We start from the raw sequence: 17,706 nt of genomic DNA, 5'->3' as shown, positions 1-17,706 counted from the left end.
ATTCAAGGAATACGATCATGGCTGCAAAAGACGTTAAATTCGGTGACTCCGCTCGCAAGAAAATGCTGGTGGGCGTAAACGTACTGGCTGACGCCGTCAAGGCGACCCTGGGCCCGAAAGGCCGCAACGTGGTTCTGTCCAAGAGCTTCGGCGCGCCGACCATCACCAAGGACGGCGTTTCCGTCGCCAAGGAAATCGAACTGCAAGACAAGTTCGAGAACATGGGCGCCCAGCTGCTCAAAGACGTTGCCTCCAAGGCCAACGACGAAGCCGGTGACGGCACCACCACCGCTACCGTACTGGCCCAGGCCATCGTCAGCGAAGGCCTGAAATCGGTCGCCGCCGGCATGAACCCGATGGACCTCAAGCGTGGCATCGACAAGGCGACCATCGCCATCGTCGCCGAGCTGAAGAACCTCTCCAAGCCGTGCGCCGACAACAAGGCCATCGCTCAGGTCGGCACCATCTCCGCCAACTCCGACACCGATATCGGTGAAATCATTGCCAAGGCAATGGAAAAAGTCGGCAACGAAGGTGTGATCACCGTCGAAGAAGGCTCGGGCCTGGAAAACGAACTGTCGGTCGTCGAAGGCATGCAGTTCGACCGTGGCTACCTGTCCCCTTACTTCGTCAACAAGCCAGACACCATGGTTGCCGAGCTGGACAGCCCGCTGCTGCTGCTGGTCGACAAGAAGATCTCCAACATCCGCGAGCTGCTGCCAGTTCTGGAAGCTGTTGCCAAGGCTGGCCGCCCGCTGGTGATCGTCGCTGAAGACGTCGAAGGCGAAGCGCTGGCGACCCTGGTCGTCAACAACATGCGCGGCATCGTCAAGGTCGCTGCCGTCAAGGCACCTGGCTTCGGCGACCGCCGCAAGGCCATGCTGCAGGACATCGCTGTTCTGACTGGCGGTACCGTCATCTCCGAAGAGATCGGCCTGACCCTGGAAAGCACCACCCTGGAGCACCTGGGCAACGCCAAGCGCGTGACCATGTCCAAAGAGAACACCACCGTGGTTGACGGTGCTGGCTCCAAGGAAGACATCCTGGCTCGCGTCGCTCAGATCCGTGCTCAGATCGCCGACACTTCTTCGGACTACGACCGTGAAAAACTGCAAGAGCGCCTGGCCAAGCTGTCCGGCGGTGTTGCTGTGATCAAAGTCGGTGCTGGCACCGAAGTCGAGATGAAAGAGAAGAAAGCCCGCGTTGAAGACGCCCTGCACGCTACTCGCGCAGCCGTCGAAGAAGGCGTGGTGCCTGGCGGCGGTGTTGCTCTGGTTCGCGCTCTGCAAGCCATTGCTTCGCTCAAGGGCGACAACGAAGAGCAGAACGTCGGTATCGCTCTGCTGCGCCGTGCTGTCGAAGCACCGCTGCGCCAGATCGTCGCCAACGCCGGTGACGAGCCGAGCGTCGTGGTCGACAAGGTCAAGCAAGGCTCGGGCAACTACGGCTACAACGCTGCAACCGGCGAATACGGCGACATGATCGAAATGGGCATCCTCGACCCTGCCAAGGTAACCCGTTCGGCCCTGCAAGCTGCAGCTTCGATCGGTGGCCTGATGATCACCACCGAAGCCATGGTCGCTGATCTGCCGGAAGACAAGGCAGCTGGCGGCGGCATGCCGGACATGGGCGGCATGGGCGGTATGGGCGGCATGATGTAAGCCACCCGGCACCCTTCGCTGTAACAAAAAGCCCCGGCCTTGTGCCGTAATGCTGTTCACTTAAGCATTTGAGTCCTAGCCGGGCTTTCTCGAGAATCCGATACCAGCCTCCTGGTATCGGATTTTTTATGCCCATTCAGCAGCAATTGCTCGACCTCGGTGACCTCTTCAACTTCTCCGACCTCAGCACCTTTACCCAGAACATCCCTGTCGAATGGGTTGCCAGTGCGCTCAACCTGTCTGCACAGGCCACCATACGACGCCGGCGTTTGCCGAGCGATCAGGTACTTTGGCTGGTTCTGGGCATGGCCTTGTTCCGTGATGAGCCCGTGCATGAGGTGGCCAGGCGGCTGAATATTTGCGCTCAAGGCCTGGCTTCCGATCAGTTACTGGCGCGCAGCGGCGTGACTGAAGCGCGTAAGCGACTAGGTGCCGATCCAGTCGAATCCTTGTTCCGCCAAACAGGCAAGCAGTGGGGTTGCGAGCGATATGAAGGCGATGACTGGAACGGTTTGCAAGTGTTCGCGGTGGATGGCGCATTGCTGCGAACCCCTGATTATCCTGAGCTGAGGGAGCATTTCGGCTCTGGTAATACCGGCACCGAGCGCCAGACACCTTTTCCGATGCTGCGGCTTGTTGCCTTGATGAATGTGCGTTCTCACGTGACCCTCGACGCTCAGCTCAGCCCTTATCGCGGCAGTGAGATGCGCTTGGCCGAAACCTTTCTGGGCCAGATTCCGGAAAACTCGATCACGTTGTTCGACAAAGGCTTTTGGGGGGCTGATCTGCTCTTGAAGGTCGCAGATGGAGGAAGCAATCGGCACTGGTTAACGCCGACCCGCAAGGGTCTGGTGATGGAGGAAGTCGAGCGCTATAGCGAGAATGATCGCCGAGTGCGGATGAAGGTCTCGCCTCAGGCGCGCAAGCGAAACCCGAGTCTGCCCACCCATTGGGAAGTGCGTGAAGCGCGGTGACGCTGCGGAGCAAGAAGGTCGAGCTGATCTATCAGGAAATCCAGGGGGCTGTTACTGGCTTACAACATCATCCGTCGGGAAGCACCCGGTATCCGGTGGATCGCAAGACTGCTCCGCTTAAGTGAACAGCATTACGGCCTTGTGCCGGGACTTTTTCGTCTGCCAGCTTTTCACAGCTCTTGGGCCAGTGCGGCAGGCAGATCGTGAGGGGTGGATATGCCCTGTGCGACGGGCTGAGTAGGAGAGCGGCTTTGCCGCGCGACGCGCAGGTATCGAAGAGTGTGCGGGGCTTCCTGGTCTCTGTCTATCGAGCACCTGGCCGGCCGGTCGGCAGATCGCAGCGTCGCGCAGCACAGCTGCGCTCCTACTGGTGTGAGACCGCCCGCAGGCATAGAAAACCCCCGCCAGCATCGCTGACGGGGGTTTTTCATCTCACCAAACGCTTCAGGCCTGAGGCTTGTGAGCCTTGTCGTGCTCCTCGGCCACGTCGGTGGCGTTCGGAGTATGCGGCTCGGTCACTTCCTGGGCAGGCTGCACATCCTGTACGACCGGGTCGGCTTCAACCACAACAGGCGCTTCGCTAGCCTGCTCTGCGCCCGCAGCCAGGCTTTCACCAGCTGGCGGGTCGATGGTCACAGGTGCTGGCACTTCTGCCTCAACCGGTGCGTGAACTTCAGCCAGTGCCTGTGCGTCAGCCAGTTTTGCGGCCTGCTCGGTTTCGCGGGCAGCGGCTGCTGCAAGCTCGGCTTCGCGCTTGCGGCGGCGCACTTCACGCGGGTCGTTCGGTGCACGACCACCGCTGGCGGCTACCGGCGCCTCGGCGACTGCCTCGACCGGTTGCACCTGAATCGGTGCTTCGACCGGGGCTGGGGCTTGCTCCTGGCTTGCAATGGCTGGCTCTGGAGCTTCGACCACAGCGGGCAGCTCGATAGCAGGCGCTGGTTCGGCGGCAGCTGGGGCAGGCTCGGGAATCGGCTCTGGCGCTGCCTCGGCTGCGACGGGCTGTGCCGGTTCTGGCACAGATTCCAGGACCGTGGCAGCCTGTTCTACCGGGGTAGCGACGATCTCGGGCGAGGCCAGTTCCGGTTCCGGCTGGGATTCCGGCGCTTGCGCGATAACGGGCGCTTGCTCGGATACCGCCTCGGATACCACTTCGGCAACCGGCGCGACCGGTTCTGCTTCAGTGTTGGCGGTGGCGCGCTCGGCGGCCTCATGGGCCTGTGCCTCTGCGGCAGCGCTGATCACACCAGCGGCGGCTGCAGGAACAACCTCGCCAGACGTTTCAGAGGCTGCTGCGGTTTGCTCACCTTCGGGCTCGTCCACACCTTCGACGCCGGCATCACGTTGGCGCTCGCGGCGATTGCTGCGGCGGCGCTGGCCGCGAGAACGGCGGCGTGGGCGATCGCCTTCGGCACCTTCTTCACCTTCCTGGCCTTCTTCGTTCAAGTGCTCGTCTTCAGCGTGCTCGGCATCTTCCTGAGCGCGCTCCTCGCGCGGTGGACGCGGCGCGCGCTCCTCACGCGCTGGGCGTTCTTCACGCGGCGCGCGCTCTTCGCGAACCGGTTGCTGCTCTGCTGCATCGAGTACGACGGCGGCTACGGCAGCGGCTGCTGCGCCTTCAGCGGCCGGGGTTGCGTCCAATGGGTCGCGCAGTTCGCGCGGGCGGTCATCGCGGCTGCGGCGGGGGCGATCATCGCGGCCCTGGCGCTGCGGGCGGTCTTCGCGTTGTGCGCGCTCTTCACGAGGCTGGCGTTCTTCGCGGGGTGCACGCTCCTCACGGGGTGCGCGTTCCTCGCGCGGCGCTCGTTCTTCGCGTGGTGCACGCTCTTCACGGGGCGCACGCTCCTCACGTGGTGCGCGCTCCTGGCGCTCTTCGCGTGGTTTGCGGTCTTCATCGCGGCGCTCGTCGCGGCGGCCGTTGCGGTTACGGCTCTGCTGGCGGCCCTGGCGGCGCTCTTCGTTGCGCGCTGGGCGCTCGGTAGCGGGCTTCTCGACCGCCTGCGGCACAGGTGCAGGGGCTTCCTTGGCGGCGAACAGGCCCACCAGAGACTTCACCAGGCCTTTGAACAGGCTTGGCTCAGCGACCACGGCGGCAGCGACCGGTGCAGCGGCAGGCGCTGCCTCGGCAGGCTCGGCCGGCACCGGTGCATTGCCGCGGGGCGGCGCGGTTTTCACTGCCGCTTCCTGGCGCACCAGTGTGCGGGTGGAGGCAATGGGTTGCGGCTCTTCGGTTTCGGCCGAGGCGATCTCGTAGCTGGACTGATTGCTCAGCACGTCCGGGTTGTCGTCGCGCAGGCGCTGGACTTCGAAGTGCGGCGTTTCGAGGTGATCGTTCGGCAGGATGATGATCCGTGCACGGGTACGCAGCTCGATCTTGGTGATCGAGTTGCGCTTTTCGTTGAGCAGGAAGGCGGCGACCGGGATCGGCACCTGTGCGCGTACCTCGGCGGTGCGATCCTTGAGGGCTTCTTCCTCGATCAGGCGCAGGATCGCCAGTGACAGCGATTCCACGTCGCGGATGATGCCGGTGCCGCTGCAGCGTGGGCAGACGATGCCGCTGCTTTCGCCGAGCGAAGGGCGCAGGCGCTGGCGGGACATTTCCAGCAGGCCGAAACGCGAGATGCGGCCTACCTGCACACGGGCGCGGTCGGCTTCAAGGCACTCACGCACCTTTTCTTCGACAGCACGCTGGTTCTTGGCCGGGGTCATGTCGATGAAGTCGATGACGATCAGGCCGCCGATATCGCGCAGGCGCAACTGGCGGGCAATTTCCTCGGCCGCTTCCAGGTTGGTCTGCAGTGCGGTTTCCTCGATGTCACTGCCTTTGGTGGCGCGCGCCGAGTTGATGTCGATTGACACCAGCGCTTCGGTCGGGTCGATCACGATGGAGCCGCCGGACGGCAGCTCGACCACACGCTGGAAGGCGGTTTCGATCTGGCTTTCGATCTGGAAGCGGTTGAACAGCGGCACGCTGTCTTCGTACAGCTTCACCTTGCTGGCGTACTGCGGCATCACCTGGCGGATGAAGGTCAGTGCTTCGTCCTGGGCTTCGATGCTGTCGATCAGCACCTCACCGATATCCTGGCGCAGGTAGTCGCGGATGGCGCGGATTATGACGTTGCTTTCCTGATAGATCAGGAATGGGGCGCCGCGGGTGCCGGAGGCTTCCTTGATCGCGTTCCACAGTTGCAGCAGGTAGTCGAGGTCCCACTGCATTTCTTCGCTGCTGCGGCCAAGGCCAGCGGTGCGCACGATCAGGCCCATGTCGGCGGGTGCCTGCAGGCCGTTCAGCGCTTCGCGCAGTTCGTTACGCTCTTCACCCTCGATGCGGCGGGAGATGCCACCGGCACGCGGGTTGTTGGGCATCAGTACCAGGTAGCGGCCGGCAAGGCTGATGAAGGTGGTCAGGGCTGCGCCCTTGTTGCCGCGCTCTTCTTTCTCGACCTGGACGATGACTTCCTGGCCTTCGCTGAGCACTTCCTTGATGTTCACCCGGCCTTCGGGCGCCTTCTTGAAGTATTCGCGGGAGATTTCCTTGAGCGGCAGGAAGCCGTGGCGTTCGGAGCCGAAGTCGACGAAAGCGGCTTCCAGGCTCGGCTCTACGCGGGTGATACGGCCTTTGTAGATATTGGCCTTTTTCTGCTCGCGCGCGCCGGATTCGATATCCAGATCGTAGAGCCGCTGGCCATCTACCAGGGCAACACGCAACTCTTCGGGTTGAGTTGCGTTAATCAGCATTCTTTTCATGTAGTACCGTCGGTTTCCGGGCTGCCGGAAACGGCGTTCGGCACACACGACTTCTCACGGTCGGTGTTCAGGTGCGTCGGGGCGTACTGCCCGGGCCGCCCGGCAAGGCCATATGCCATTGCCTGCGGAGTGACGCGTCCTGCTTGTGTGTTCGCAAAAAGCACTCAGCCAGGAGGAGGAATCAAGCCCTGGAACGTGGGTACCCTGGGTACCTGCCTTTGCCTGGCTCACCGCCGGAGGGCCGGTTGGCCGCTTCCTGGCGCAGCGAGGCATTCGCTCCACGCTTGTACGTCTCCACCCTACACGTATCCCTGATCATTCGGGTGCTGCCGCGCGCAGAATCCGCAACGGGGTGGTATGTATCGCGAAACCTCTCAAATAGCGGGCTCGCGCTCTGTAAAAACCAAGGCTTTGCATTTTCCGGGGAATGCGCCTGCTTGGACCGGGAACAACTGCCAGCGCCGGGCAGCGAGACGCGCAAGCCACATGCATGCTGGTGTTTCCGGGCTTTTGCAGGGCCGGGCGAGCCATGGGTTCGCAACCGGTTCAAACCCCCGTAGGACGGCCTTACGTCCTGGTTCAACGTGAAGAAAACGCGGGCTTTTGGCCTTGCTTTGTTCTTCGGCCGCAACAGGCGGCGTTCGCGACTATATCAGCAATGTTTAAGTGCTTCAATTGCATGAAAAATTGCTATCATGCGCGCCATGAACACGACCCCAACTCCCACTTCCAGCGTGCAAATGCTTGAAGTTCCGGCCGAACTTGCCGGCCAACGCATCGACAACTTCCTGTTCACCGCACTCAAGGGTGTTCCAAAAACCCTTGTGTATCGCATCCTGCGCAAAGGTGAAGTGCGCGTCAACAAGGGGCGCATAAAGCCTGAGTACAAACTCCAGGCCGGCGATATCATCCGTGTGCCGCCCCTGCGCCTGCCCGAGAAGGACGAGCCTGTGCCGGTGGCTCAAGGCCTGTTGCAGCGTCTCGAGGCGGCGATCGTCCACGAAGACAAAGCCCTGATCGTACTCAACAAGCCCGCAGGCATCGCTGTGCACGGCGGCAGCGGGTTGAGCTTCGGCGTGATCGAAGCCTTTCGCCAGCTCAGGCCTCAGCAGGCCGATGAGCTTGAATTGGTGCACCGTCTCGACCGTGACACCTCGGGCCTTCTGATGATCGCCAAGAAGCGCAGCATGCTGCGCCACTTGCATCAGGCGCTGCGCGGGGATGGTGTCGACAAGCGCTACATGGCTCTGGTGCGTGGCCATTGGCCTACAGCCAAGAAGCAGATCAACGCGCCGTTGCTCAAGAGTAACCTGCGCTCGGGCGAGCGCATGGTCGAGGTGAATCCTGAAGGCAAGGAAGCGCTGACACTGTTCAAGGTGCTGCGCCGTTTCGGTGACTTCGCAACGCTGGTGGAAGCGCGCCCGGTCACTGGGCGTACTCACCAGATTCGCGTGCACAGCCTGCACGCCGGGCACTGCATCGCAGGCGATCCCAAGTACGGCGACGAAGCCTTCAGCCGCGAAATCCGGGACCTGGGTGGCAAGCGCCTGTTCCTGCATGCCTATGCGCTGAACGTGCCTATGCCTGATGGCCAGGTCCTGCGCCTGGAGGCTTCGGTGGACGAGATGTGGCACAGCACGGTGGAGAAACTGGCCAGTGCGTGAATTCGACCTGATCGTGTTTGACTGGGACGGCACATTGGCCGACTCCATCGGCCGCATCGTCGATGCCATGGAGCACGCGGCAGTGGCTGGCGGTTTGCAGCCCTGCGCCACATCGGCCATCAAGGGCATCATCGGGCTGGAACTCAGCCAGGCGATCAGCCAGTTGCACCCGATGCTCGACGATCAGGCATTGCACGCGTTCCGCCAGCGTTATGCTGATCGCTACATGGCCATGGATGCTGAACCGTCACCTCTGTTTCCCGGGGTTGCACACGGCTTGCAGCAATTTCGTGAGCAGGGTTACCAGCTGGCCGTGGCCACCGGCAAGGCACGCCGCGGCCTGGACCGAGTGCTGCGTGCCCATGGCCTGGAAACCTTCTTTGACATCACCCGCGCCGCCGATGAAACCGAAAGCAAGCCTGCGCCGCGTATGCTGCGCGAGATCCTCGAACATTGTGGGGTAGAACCGGCCAGGGCAGTAATGGTCGGAGACTCTGCGTTCGATATCCAGATGGCGCACAATGCCGGCGTGGCAAGCGTGGCGGTCGGTTACGGTGCGATCGAGCTGGGCATCCTGCGCCAATACGAGCCGACCCATGCCATCGAGGCGTTCCAGGCACTGGAACCCTGGCTGGCCGGGCGGCGTTGATTTTCTTCACCTGAACGAGCAAAGCAATGGCCGACGAATGGAAAGCTCCACGCGCCGAGGATGGCGCGCTTCCACCCCAGGATGATCGCAGCTGGAAGCTGCTGGAAAAGGCAGTGCTGGCCAGCGTGCAGGAGCAGCGGCGTTCGCGGCGCTGGGGGATTTTCTTCAAGCTGCTGACATTCGTCTACCTGCTGGGAATGCTTGCGCTGTTTTCGCCTTGGGGCAAGATCGATGCGGGCGCTTCCAGTGCGGCGCGGTATACCGCCTTGATCAACGTGCGTGGCGTGATCGCCGACAAGGAAGACGCCAGCGCCGACAACATTATCGGCAGCCTGCGCAAAGCCTTCGAAGACACCAAGGTGCAAGGGGTGATCCTGCGCATCAACAGCCCCGGCGGCAGCCCGGTGCAGGCTGGCTATATCTATGACGAGATCCGCCGCCTGCGCGCGCAGCGGCCGGAGCTGAAGGTCTATGCAGTGATCACCGACCTGGGTGCCTCCGGTGCCTACTACATCGCCAGCGCTGCCGACGAGATCTATGCAGACAAGGCGAGCCTGGTGGGTTCGATCGGTGTAACTGCGGCCGGCTACGGGTTCGTGGGCACCATGGAGAAACTGGGCGTCGAGCGCCGCGCCTACACCTCCGGTGAGCACAAGGCGTTTCTTGATCCATTCCAGCCTGCGCGCGAGGACGAAACCCGTTTCTGGCAGGGCGTGCTCGACACCACCCATCAGCAGTTCATCGCTCAGGTCAAACAGGGGCGCGGTGATCGCCTGAAAGACAAAGACCATCCGGAGCTGTTCTCCGGCTTGATCTGGTCGGGTGAGCAGGCCTTGCCGATGGGGCTGATCGACGGGTTGGGCAGCAGCAGCTATGTGGCACGGGACCTGATCAAGGCGAAGGACATCGTTGACTTCACCAAGGAAGAGTCGCCGTTGGACCGCTTCTCCAAGAAGCTCGGCGCCAGCGTGGCTGAGCGCATCGCGCTGTGGGCAGGCTTCCAGGGCCCGGCCCTGCGCTGATTCAGGGCACCTGAATGCCGTGCTGGGCCAGCATGCCCACCAGCCGGATCAAGGGCAGGCCCACCAGGCTGGTGAGGTCTTCGCCCTCGGTGCGGCTGAACAGGCTCACGCCCAGCCCCTCGGCCTTGAAGCTGCCTGCGCAGTCGTAAGGCTGCTCGGCGCGCAGGTAGCGCTCCACGGTCGCTGCATCGAGCGCACGCAAGTGAACGGTGAATGCAACGCAATCGACCTGGCATTCGCCGCTGCGGCTGTCGAGCAGCGCCAGGCCTGTCAGGAAGCGCACCGCCTGGCCGCTGCAAGCGAGCAACTGCTCGGTAGCGGCCGCATGGCTTCCCGGTTTGCCCAGAATGCGCTCATCCAGCACCGCTACCTGGTCCGAACCTATGATCAGGTGATGGGGGTGGCTGGCCGCCAGAGCCCTGGCTTTGGCTTCAGCCAGGCGCAATGCCAGCGCCAGCACCGGCTCATCGGGCAGCCGGCTTTCGTCGATATCGGGCGACCGGCAGCTGAAGGGCAGCCCCAGGCGGTTGAGCAGTTCGCGGCGGTACGGTGAGCTGGACGCCAGGACGATCGGCGGCATGCGAGCCTCCTTATATAAAAGGAAGGATTCTACCTCGGCCTGGCGGATGCGCCGATGGCCGAATTTCCTTTGACACCTGCAAGGGGCATCCCTAGAATGGCGCGCCTATGTTGAATGACCCGATTCCACCTCACGTTGATCCGCGCAAATTGGCCGACCGCAACGCCACCGTAGAAGGTAGCGTGCCCCTCGCCGATTTGAAGAGACTCTGCGATCCGCTTTCCGACAATGTCGGTGCGGTGCAGGCCCGATTCGTCTTCGATCGAGACGAAGACGGCACCGTGGTAATCCACAGCGACCTCCGTACTGAGGTCAAAATGGTTTGCCAGCGTTGCCTCGAGCTGGTCACCCTGCCTGTCGACAGCGAGTGTACCTACGCTGTGGTAAAGGTTGGGGCGAACACACAGTCGCTGCCGTCAGGCTACGACGTGCTGGAACTGGGCGAGGATCCTTTGGATCTGCGGGGTGTGATGGAAGACGAGCTGTTGCTCGCCCTCCCGATCGTCCCCGCTCATCATCCGGAAGAATGCCAGCAGCCGGCGGGCGCCAATGAGCCCGAGCCTGGCGAGGACGAGGTACCACGGTCCAACCCGTTCAGTGTCTTGGCGCAGTTAAAGCGTGACCCAAACGTTTAGGAGTTAATCACTATGGCTGTTCAGCAGAACAAAAAATCCCGCTCTGCACGTGACATGCGCCGTTCGCACGACGCCCTCACTGCAAACGCTCTGTCGGTCGAAAAGACCACTGGCGAAGTACACCTGCGTCACCACGTATCGCCTGAAGGCGTTTACCGCGGCCGCAAAGTGATCGACAAGGGCGCCGACGAGTAATCCTTGTCCGCTCAGATCATCGCGATCGACGCAATGGGCGGGGACTTCGGTCCCCGCAACATTGTCGAGGCTTGCATCGCCTGCCTTTCAGACTCCCCCTCGCTGCACCTGGCCCTCGTCGGTCAACCTCAATTGCTTGAATCCTTGATTGCCGCCCATCCGGGTGTGGATCGCGCTCGCCTGCAAATCGTCGCTGCCAGCGAGGTGATCGGCATGGACGACAAGCCCGCGCAAGCTTTGCGCGGCAAACCCGATTCTTCAATGCGAGTGGCCTTGCAACTGTTGCGTGACGACAAAGTGCAAGCGGTGGTCAGTGCCGGCAACACCGGCGCGCTGATGGCGTTGTCTCGGCACGTTCTGAAGACTGTTCCGGGTGTGGATCGGCCGGCGATGGTCGCGGGTATCCCGACTCGAACCGGTGTTTGCCATTTGCTGGATCTGGGCGCCAATGTCGATTGCAGCGCCGAGCACCTCTACCAGTTCGCGGTGATGGGGGCTGTCGCTGCCGAGGCTGCGGGCATCCCGAGGCCGCGCGTTGCGCTGCTCAATGTAGGCACCGAGGACATCAAGGGCAATCAGCAGGTCAAGGCTGCTGCGGCATTGCTGCAAAAAGCCCCGGAGCTGAACTATATCGGCTTCGTCGAGGGCGATGGGTTGTACCGCGGTGACGCCGATGTGGTGGTGTGCGACGGGTTCGTCGGCAATGTGATGCTCAAAGCCAGCGAGGGCCTGGCCTCGATGATCGGGGCGCGTATCGAGGCGCTGTTCAGCAGCGGGCTCATTGCGCGCATGGCCGGCGCCATGGCCTTGCCGTTGCTGAGGCGGCTGCGCCAGGACCTGGCGCCTGCCCGGCACAACGGTGCCAGTTTCCTGGGGTTGCAGGGCATCGTGGTGAAAAGCCACGGCTCGGCGGGCGTAGAGGGCTTGCGCAGCGCCATCGTGCGTGCCCAGGTGCAGGTTCGCGATAATCTGCCCGAGCGTTTGCGCCACCGTATCGGTGCGTTTTTGCTTTAGTGCGTGAGCGGGCGCGTGCTTCAATTGTGACCGCCGAGTCGAAGCTTGCATCCAAATATCGTTTTTCGGGCATGGCAACAGGCATGCCCGAGCCAATGAATTCCAAAAGGGGCTGTTTCAATGTCTGCATCCATCGCATTCGTTTTCCCCGGGCAAGGTTCCCAGGCGCTGCGCATGCTGGCCGACCTGGGCGAGCAGCACAGCCTGGTGACCGACACCTTCCAGGAAGCCTCCGACGCGCTGGGCTACGACCTCTGGGCTCTGTGCCAGCACGGGCCGGCGGAACTGCTCAATCAGACCGACAAGACCCAGCCCGCCATTCTCACCGCATCCATTGCCTTGTGGCGGTTGTGGCAGGCGCAAGGCGGTGCACAACCTGCCTATGTCGCCGGGCACAGCCTGGGTGAATACAGCGCACTGGTCGCCGCCGGCAGCATTGGCCTTGCCGATGCCGTGAAGCTGGTCGAGCGCCGTGGGCAACTGATGCAGGAGGCCGTGCCGGCAGGGCAGGGCGCAATGGCCGCCATTCTCGGGCTTACCGATGAGGAAGTGATCGCCGCCTGCGCCGCCAGCGAAGAGGGCGAAGTGGTCAGCGCTGTCAATTTCAACTCGCCAGGCCAGGTCGTGATCGCAGGCTCCGCCTCTGCGGTTGCGCGGGCGATGGAGGCTTGCAAGGCCAAGGGCGCCAAGCGTGCCTTGCCGCTGCCGGTGAGCGTGCCGTCGCACTGCGCGCTGATGAAGCCGGCTGCCGAGAAGTTCGCCGCTGCAATCGAAGCCTTGAACTGGCAGGCGCCCGGTATTCCGGTGGTGCAGAACGTGACCGCGCAGGTGCCTGGCAATCTGGGCGATCTCAAGCAGAACCTGCTTGCCCAGCTCTACATGCCCGTGCGTTGGGTCGAGTCGGTCGCCTGGCTCGCGGGTCAGGGTGCCACCCAACTGGTCGAATGCGGCCCGGGCAAGGTGCTGGCCGGCCTCAACAAGCGTTGCGCCGATGGCGTCAGCACGCTCAACCTCGATACCCCAGACGCCTTCGCCGCCGCCCGTGCGGCGCTGGCCTGATACAGGAGAAACAGGCATGAGCCTGCAAGGTAAAGTGGCACTGGTAACTGGTGCCAGCCGTGGCATCGGCCAGGCGATCGCACACGAACTGGGCCGCCAGGGTGCCATCGTGATTGGCACCGCTACCACCGAATCCGGCGCCGAGCGTATTGCCGCCGCCCTGAAGGAAAACGGCATCGAAGGCACCGGCCTCGCGCTGAATGTGACTGATGCAGCTTCGGTTGAGGCGGTGCTGGCCACGATCTCCGAGCGTTTCGGTGCGCCAGCGATCCTGGTCAACAACGCTGGCATCACCCGTGACAACCTCATGCTGCGCATGAAGGACGATGAGTGGACCGACGTCATCGATACCAACCTCAACAGCCTGTTCCGCCTCTCCAAAGGCGTGCTGCGTGGGATGACCAAGGCCCGCTGGGGGCGGATCATCAACATCGGTTCGGTGGTCGGCGCCATGGGTAACGCCGGGCAAGCCAACTACGCCGCCGCCAAGGCGGGCCTGGAGGGCTTCGGCCGCGCGCTGGCGCGGGAAGTGGGTTCGCGCAATATTACCGTCAATTCGGTGGCCCCAGGCTTCATCGATACCGACATGACCCGCGAGCTGCCTGACGCACAGCGTCAGGCACTGCTGGCGCAAATCCCTGCCGGTCGTCTGGGCCAGGCCCAGGAAATCGCCAGTGTGGTTGCCTTCCTGGCATCCGAGGGTGCAGGCTACGTGACAGGCGCGACCATTCCTGTGAATGGCGGCATGTATATGTAATATCCGGAGAACAGGCGTTCGAAAAAATGTCCCACTCGGGGCCTGAAATCCGTTATAAAGCTGAACCCGAATTTTGGGCAGCTGGCCTCAAGGGGCGGGCAGAAGCGCTTTGAACTTGAAAAGCGGCTTTCTTCCTATAAAATTACCCCCGGCCAGTTGCCTGACATAGTGTCCATTAGGAGTGAAAATTAGGTATGAGCAGCATCGAAGAACGTGTCAAGAAAATCGTCGCCGAGCAACTGGGCGTCAAAGAAGATGAAGTGAAACCGGAGGCGAGCTTCGTCGAAGATCTGGGCGCGGACTCTCTTGACACCGTTGAGCTGGTAATGGCTCTGGAAGAAGAATTCGAAACCGAGATTCCAGACGAAGAAGCCGAGAAGATCACGACCGTTCAAGCCGCTATCGACTACGTGAACGCCCACAACAAGGGCTGATAGTTGGTCGCTGACGCTTTCAGTCGGAAAAAACCGCACTGCCGATCCGGCGTGCGGTTTTTTCTTTGAAGGGCGTAGCCTTTTTGTTTTTGAAGGAGAGCACTGTGTCGCGTAGACGCGTCGTGGTAACCGGAATGGGCATGCTGTCGCCGTTGGGCACTGACGTGGCCAGCAGTTGGCAGGGCATTCTGGAAGGCCGCAGTGGCATCGGGCCGATCGAACATACGGACCTGTCTGCCTTTTCAACCCGTTTTGGCGGCTCGGTCAAAGGGTTTGACGTCGAGCAATATATTTCCGCGAAAGAAGCGCGCAAGCTCGATCTGTTCATCCAGTACGGCCTGGCAGCCGGGTTCCAGGCCGTGCGTGACGCAGGCCTTGAAATAACCGATGCCAACCGCGAGCGCATCGGCGTTGCCATGGGCTCGGGCATCGGTGGCCTGACCAACATCGAAGAAACCTGCCGCACGTTGCACGCGCAGGGGCCTCGGCGTATTTCGCCGTTCTTCGTGCCGGGCTCGATCATCAACATGATCTCGGGGTTTCTTTCGATCCACCTGGGTGTTCAAGGCCCCAACTACGCCATCTCCACGGCGTGCACCACCGGCACCCATTGCATCGGCATGGCCGCGCGCAACATCGCCTATGGCGAGGCGGACGTGATGATCGCCGGCGGCGCCGAAATGGCCGCCTGCGGCCTGGGCATGGGTGGCTTCGGTGCCGCTCGCGCCTTGTCGACCCGCAATGACGAGCCGGCACGCGCAAGCCGCCCTTGGGACAAGGGCCGTGACGGTTTCGTGCTGTCGGATGGCGCAGGCGCGCTGGTGCTTGAGGAGCTCGAGCACGCTCGTGCCCGTGGCGCCACGATCCTTGCAGAGCTGGTAGGCTTTGGCACCAGCGGCGATGCCTTCCACATGACCTCTCCGCCCGAAGATGGCGCCGGCGCTGCTCGCTGCATGGCCAACGCTCTGCGCGATGCGCAGTTGGTACCTGACAGCGTCCAGTACATCAACGCCCACGGCACTTCTACCTCCGCCGGCGACCTGGCCGAAGTCAATGCCATCAAGTCTGTGTTCGGCGAGCATGCCCAACGCCTGGCTGTCAGCTCGACCAAGTCGATGACCGGCCACCTGCTGGGTGCAGCGGGCGCTGTCGAGGCGATCTTCACTGTGCTTGCACTGCGCGACCAGGTGGCTCCGCCGACCATCAACCTCGACGAGCCAGATGTAGGCTGCGACCTGGATTTCGTGCCGCACGAGGCCCGCAAGATGCCAATCGAGGTCGCTGTGTCGAACTCCTTCGGGTTCGGCGGCACCAACGGCACGCTGGTGTTCCGGCGGTTCGAGGGCTGATGCAGCCTTGGGTCGACGGCCAGCCTCAGGCAAGCCTGGGGCTGGGTAATCGCGGCCTTGCCTACGGTGACGGGCTGTTCGAGACGATCAAGGTGATCAATGGCCGTGCCTGCCTGCTGGCTCGGCATCTGGCTCGGTTGTCGGATGGCATCGCTCGCCTGGCCTTGCTGGCTGAGCTGGAACTGATCGAGCGTGAGATCCAGGCGTATGCCCATGCGATGGGCGAGGGCGTGCTCAAGCTCATCCTCACCGGGGTGATAGCCCGCGTGGCTATGGCGCGGCCCCCGATGTGCCAGCCGTTCGAGTTCTCCAGGCCTCGCAGTTACCTGCCTGGCCGGCCAGTTACGCCGAAAGCGGAGTGCGGCTTTTCGAGTGCACTACGCCCCTGGCATTGCAGCCGGCCCTGGCCGGCCTCAAACATCTGAACCGGCTGGAACAGGTGCTGGCGCGGGCCGAATGGCAAGGGAGCGGGTACGCCGAAGGGCTGATGCGCGATACCGAGGGTCGGATCATCGAGGGCGTATTCAGCAACCTCTTTCTGGTAAAGGGCCAGGCGCTGTTCACGCCTGGCCTCTCCCGCTGCGGAGTGGCCGGGACCTTGCGCGCAGAACTCCTGGCACAGGCGCCTGCCCAAGGCTTGCAGGCTGAGGTGGCCGACCTGAGCATCGCTGACCTGCATGGCGCAGACGAAGTCTTCGTCTGCAACGGCGTCTACGGCATCTGGCCAGTTGTTGCCTGTGGTGACAATCAGTGGCCGGTCGGCGGCGTGACTCGTAAACTGCAACGCCTGGCCCATACCCTTCTGGATAGCTGATTCGTGATTCGTAAATTGCTGATGGTGCTCGAAGGCATCCTGTTGCTGGCAGCCCTCGCGCTCGGCGGCGCGGCCTGGAAGGTCAAGTCTTCGGTAGATCAACCGCTGCAGCTCGGTGCCGAGCAACTGATCGACGTGCCTGCCGGTGCTTCGCCCGTCGGCATGTTCCGCCGCCTTGAAAGCAGCGGTACGTTGGGCGACGCCTTCTGGCTACGCTGGTACTGGCGCTTCAATTCAAACGGCCTGACGCTGCACACCGGCGAGTATCGTCTGACCCCGGGCATGACGGTACGTGACCTGATCGGCTTGTGGCAGCGTGGCGAGGTGGTGCAGTACAACCTCACTTTGGTCGAAGGCTGGACGTTCCGCCAGGTTCGTACGGCCTTGGCCAAGCAGGAAAAGCTCAAGCAAACCCTGGCTGGCCTCAGCGATGAACAGGTCATGGAAAAACTTGGCCACCCGGCTGTTTTCCCTGAGGGCCGGTTTTTCCCCGATACCTACCGTTATGTCAAAGGCACCAGTGACCTGGAGCTGCTTGGCCAGGCGTACGACCGGTTGGATGCGGTGCTGGCTCAGGAATGGCAGAACCGTGCCAACGATGTCCCTCTGTCCGACCCCTACCAGGCGTTGATCCTGGCCTCCCTGATCGAGAAGGAAACCGGGGTGCCACAGGAGCGCGGCGAGATCGCCGGGGTATTCGTCCGCCGCTTGCAGGCGGGCATGCTGTTGCAGACCGACCCAACGGTGATCTACGGCATGGGTGAGCGCTACAACGGCAAGATCACCCGTGCTGACCTCAAGGCACCGTCGCCCTACAACACCTACCTTAACGCCGGCTTGCCGCCGACGCCTATTGCCATCGTCGGGCGGGAGGCGTTGCATGCTGCGCTTAACCCGGCCTCGGGCCGCAGCCTGTATTTCGTTGCGCGCGGCGACGGCAGCCATGTGTTCTCCGAGAACCTCGACGAACACAACGACGCGGTACGCCAATACCAGCTCAAGCGTCGCGCCGACTACCGTTCCAGCCCAGCAGCTCAGGCCCCGGCGGAGCTGCCTGGCGATGCAACGCCTGCCCCCGAACAGGGCGAAGGCGGGAAACCCGGGGAAGCCGCCGAGCCTGCTGCCCCTGCCGAACAACCATGAGGACGCCCA

General features: G+C 62.7%; 14 protein-coding genes and 2 pseudogenes. 14 read left to right on the top strand and 2 right to left on the bottom strand.

Annotated elements, in window-relative coordinates:
* The first annotated feature begins 17 nt into the window (after positions 1-17).
* Complete coding sequence (groL, locus tag LN139_RS15555) at positions 18-1,661, top strand: chaperonin GroEL (RefSeq protein WP_097088977.1); 1,644 nt, start codon at positions 18-20, stop codon at positions 1,659-1,661.
* Between the two features lie 134 nt (positions 1,662-1,795).
* A pseudogene (locus LN139_RS15550) lies at positions 1,796-2,719 on the top strand (IS4 family transposase); the annotation flags it as partial.
* 360 nt (positions 2,720-3,079) lie between these two features.
* Here LN139_RS15550 and rne read toward each other — a convergent pair.
* On the bottom strand, positions 3,080-6,382 hold the full coding sequence (rne, locus tag LN139_RS15545; RefSeq protein WP_236355096.1) for a ribonuclease E: 3,303 nt from the start codon (positions 6,380-6,382) through the stop codon (positions 3,080-3,082).
* A gap of 704 nt (positions 6,383-7,086) precedes the next feature.
* Here rne and rluC point away from each other — a divergent pair.
* The 3 genes from rluC to LN139_RS15530 are packed head-to-tail and all read left to right on the top strand — an operon-like array spanning position 7,087 to position 9,717.
* The gene (gene rluC / locus LN139_RS15540) at positions 7,087-8,046 is read left to right on the top strand and encodes a 23S rRNA pseudouridine(955/2504/2580) synthase RluC (RefSeq protein WP_236355093.1); all 960 of its coding nucleotides are present in this window, start codon (positions 7,087-7,089) and stop codon (positions 8,044-8,046) included.
* On the top strand, positions 8,039-8,695 hold the full coding sequence (locus LN139_RS15535) for an HAD-IIIA family hydrolase (RefSeq protein WP_236355091.1): 657 nt from the start codon (positions 8,039-8,041) through the stop codon (positions 8,693-8,695). Before rluC ends, LN139_RS15535 begins: the two co-directional genes overlap by 8 nt.
* 26 nt (positions 8,696-8,721) lie before the next feature.
* Positions 8,722-9,717 (top strand): S49 family peptidase, encoded by a 996-nt coding sequence (locus LN139_RS15530; protein ID WP_236355090.1) that lies wholly within the window; start codon positions 8,722-8,724, stop codon positions 9,715-9,717.
* A gap of 1 nt (position 9,718) precedes the next feature.
* On the opposite strand, the gene LN139_RS15525 is transcribed toward LN139_RS15530, so the two are convergent.
* Positions 9,719-10,297 carry a Maf family protein gene (locus LN139_RS15525; protein WP_236355087.1) on the bottom strand — a complete coding sequence of 193 codons (579 nt, stop codon included), beginning with the start codon at positions 10,295-10,297 and terminating at the stop codon, positions 9,719-9,721.
* Positions 10,298-10,404: 107 nt separating this feature from the next.
* Between LN139_RS15525 and LN139_RS15520 the strand changes: the two genes are divergently transcribed.
* The 9 genes and pseudogenes from LN139_RS15520 to mltG all read left to right on the top strand — a co-directional run bounded on the left by LN139_RS15520 (position 10,405) and on the right by mltG (position 17,697).
* A complete protein-coding gene (locus LN139_RS15520; RefSeq protein WP_236355080.1) occupies positions 10,405-10,932 on the top strand; it encodes a YceD family protein in 528 nt (175 codons plus the stop codon).
* Between the two features lie 12 nt (positions 10,933-10,944).
* Complete coding sequence (gene rpmF, locus LN139_RS15515) at positions 10,945-11,127, top strand: 50S ribosomal protein L32 (protein ID WP_026146372.1); 183 nt, start codon at positions 10,945-10,947, stop codon at positions 11,125-11,127.
* Positions 11,128-11,130: 3 nt separating this feature from the next.
* Positions 11,131-12,141: a phosphate acyltransferase PlsX gene (gene plsX, locus LN139_RS15510; protein ID WP_268944760.1), complete on the top strand. Its 1,011-nt coding sequence runs from the start codon at positions 11,131-11,133 to the stop codon at positions 12,139-12,141.
* A 120-nt stretch (positions 12,142-12,261) separates the two neighbouring features.
* Positions 12,262-13,200, top strand: coding sequence for an ACP S-malonyltransferase (gene fabD / locus LN139_RS15505; RefSeq protein ID WP_236355078.1), 939 nt, complete (start codon positions 12,262-12,264; stop codon positions 13,198-13,200).
* A gap of 16 nt (positions 13,201-13,216) precedes the next feature.
* The gene (fabG, locus tag LN139_RS15500; protein ID WP_236355076.1) at positions 13,217-13,957 is read left to right on the top strand and encodes a 3-oxoacyl-ACP reductase FabG; all 741 of its coding nucleotides are present in this window, start codon (positions 13,217-13,219) and stop codon (positions 13,955-13,957) included.
* 194 nt (positions 13,958-14,151) lie between these two features.
* A complete protein-coding gene (gene acpP, locus LN139_RS15495; protein WP_236355073.1) occupies positions 14,152-14,391 on the top strand; it encodes an acyl carrier protein in 240 nt (79 codons plus the stop codon).
* Between the two features lie 104 nt (positions 14,392-14,495).
* Positions 14,496-15,740: a beta-ketoacyl-ACP synthase II gene (gene fabF, locus LN139_RS15490; protein WP_236355071.1), complete on the top strand. Its 1,245-nt coding sequence runs from the start codon at positions 14,496-14,498 to the stop codon at positions 15,738-15,740.
* Positions 15,740-16,554 (top strand): annotated as a pseudogene (gene pabC / locus LN139_RS15485) (aminodeoxychorismate lyase). The gene fabF and the pseudogene pabC overlap by 1 nt, the downstream one beginning before the upstream one ends.
* A 3-nt stretch (positions 16,555-16,557) precedes the next feature.
* Positions 16,558-17,697: an endolytic transglycosylase MltG gene (gene mltG, locus LN139_RS15480; RefSeq protein ID WP_236355061.1), complete on the top strand. Its 1,140-nt coding sequence runs from the start codon at positions 16,558-16,560 to the stop codon at positions 17,695-17,697.
* Positions 17,698-17,706 lie beyond the last annotated feature (9 nt).

Origin of the sequence: Pseudomonas sp. KNUC1026 (assembly GCF_021650705.1) — a bacterium.
Taxonomy (GTDB): domain Bacteria; phylum Pseudomonadota; class Gammaproteobacteria; order Pseudomonadales; family Pseudomonadaceae; genus Aquipseudomonas.
This window is presented reverse-complemented; position numbering and strand designations above follow the sequence as displayed.

Bases quoted from the DNA above. Each gene is read 5' to 3' on its own strand.
- groL (WP_097088977.1), top strand. From the start codon at position 18: ATGGCTGCAAAAGACGTTAAATTCGGTGACTCCGCTCGCAAGAAAATG.
- rne (WP_236355096.1), bottom strand. From the start codon at position 6,382: ATGAAAAGAATGCTGATTAACGCAACTCAACCCGAAGAGTTGCGTGTT.
- rluC (WP_236355093.1), top strand. From the start codon at position 7,087: ATGAACACGACCCCAACTCCCACTTCCAGCGTGCAAATGCTTGAAGTT.
- LN139_RS15530 (WP_236355090.1), top strand. From the start codon at position 8,722: ATGGCCGACGAATGGAAAGCTCCACGCGCCGAGGATGGCGCGCTTCCA.
- LN139_RS15525 (WP_236355087.1), bottom strand. From the start codon at position 10,297: ATGCCGCCGATCGTCCTGGCGTCCAGCTCACCGTACCGCCGCGAACTG.
- LN139_RS15520 (WP_236355080.1), top strand. From the start codon at position 10,405: ATGTTGAATGACCCGATTCCACCTCACGTTGATCCGCGCAAATTGGCC.
- rpmF (WP_026146372.1), top strand. From the start codon at position 10,945: ATGGCTGTTCAGCAGAACAAAAAATCCCGCTCTGCACGTGACATGCGC.
- fabD (WP_236355078.1), top strand. From the start codon at position 12,262: ATGTCTGCATCCATCGCATTCGTTTTCCCCGGGCAAGGTTCCCAGGCG.
- fabG (WP_236355076.1), top strand. From the start codon at position 13,217: ATGAGCCTGCAAGGTAAAGTGGCACTGGTAACTGGTGCCAGCCGTGGC.
- acpP (WP_236355073.1), top strand. From the start codon at position 14,152: ATGAGCAGCATCGAAGAACGTGTCAAGAAAATCGTCGCCGAGCAACTG.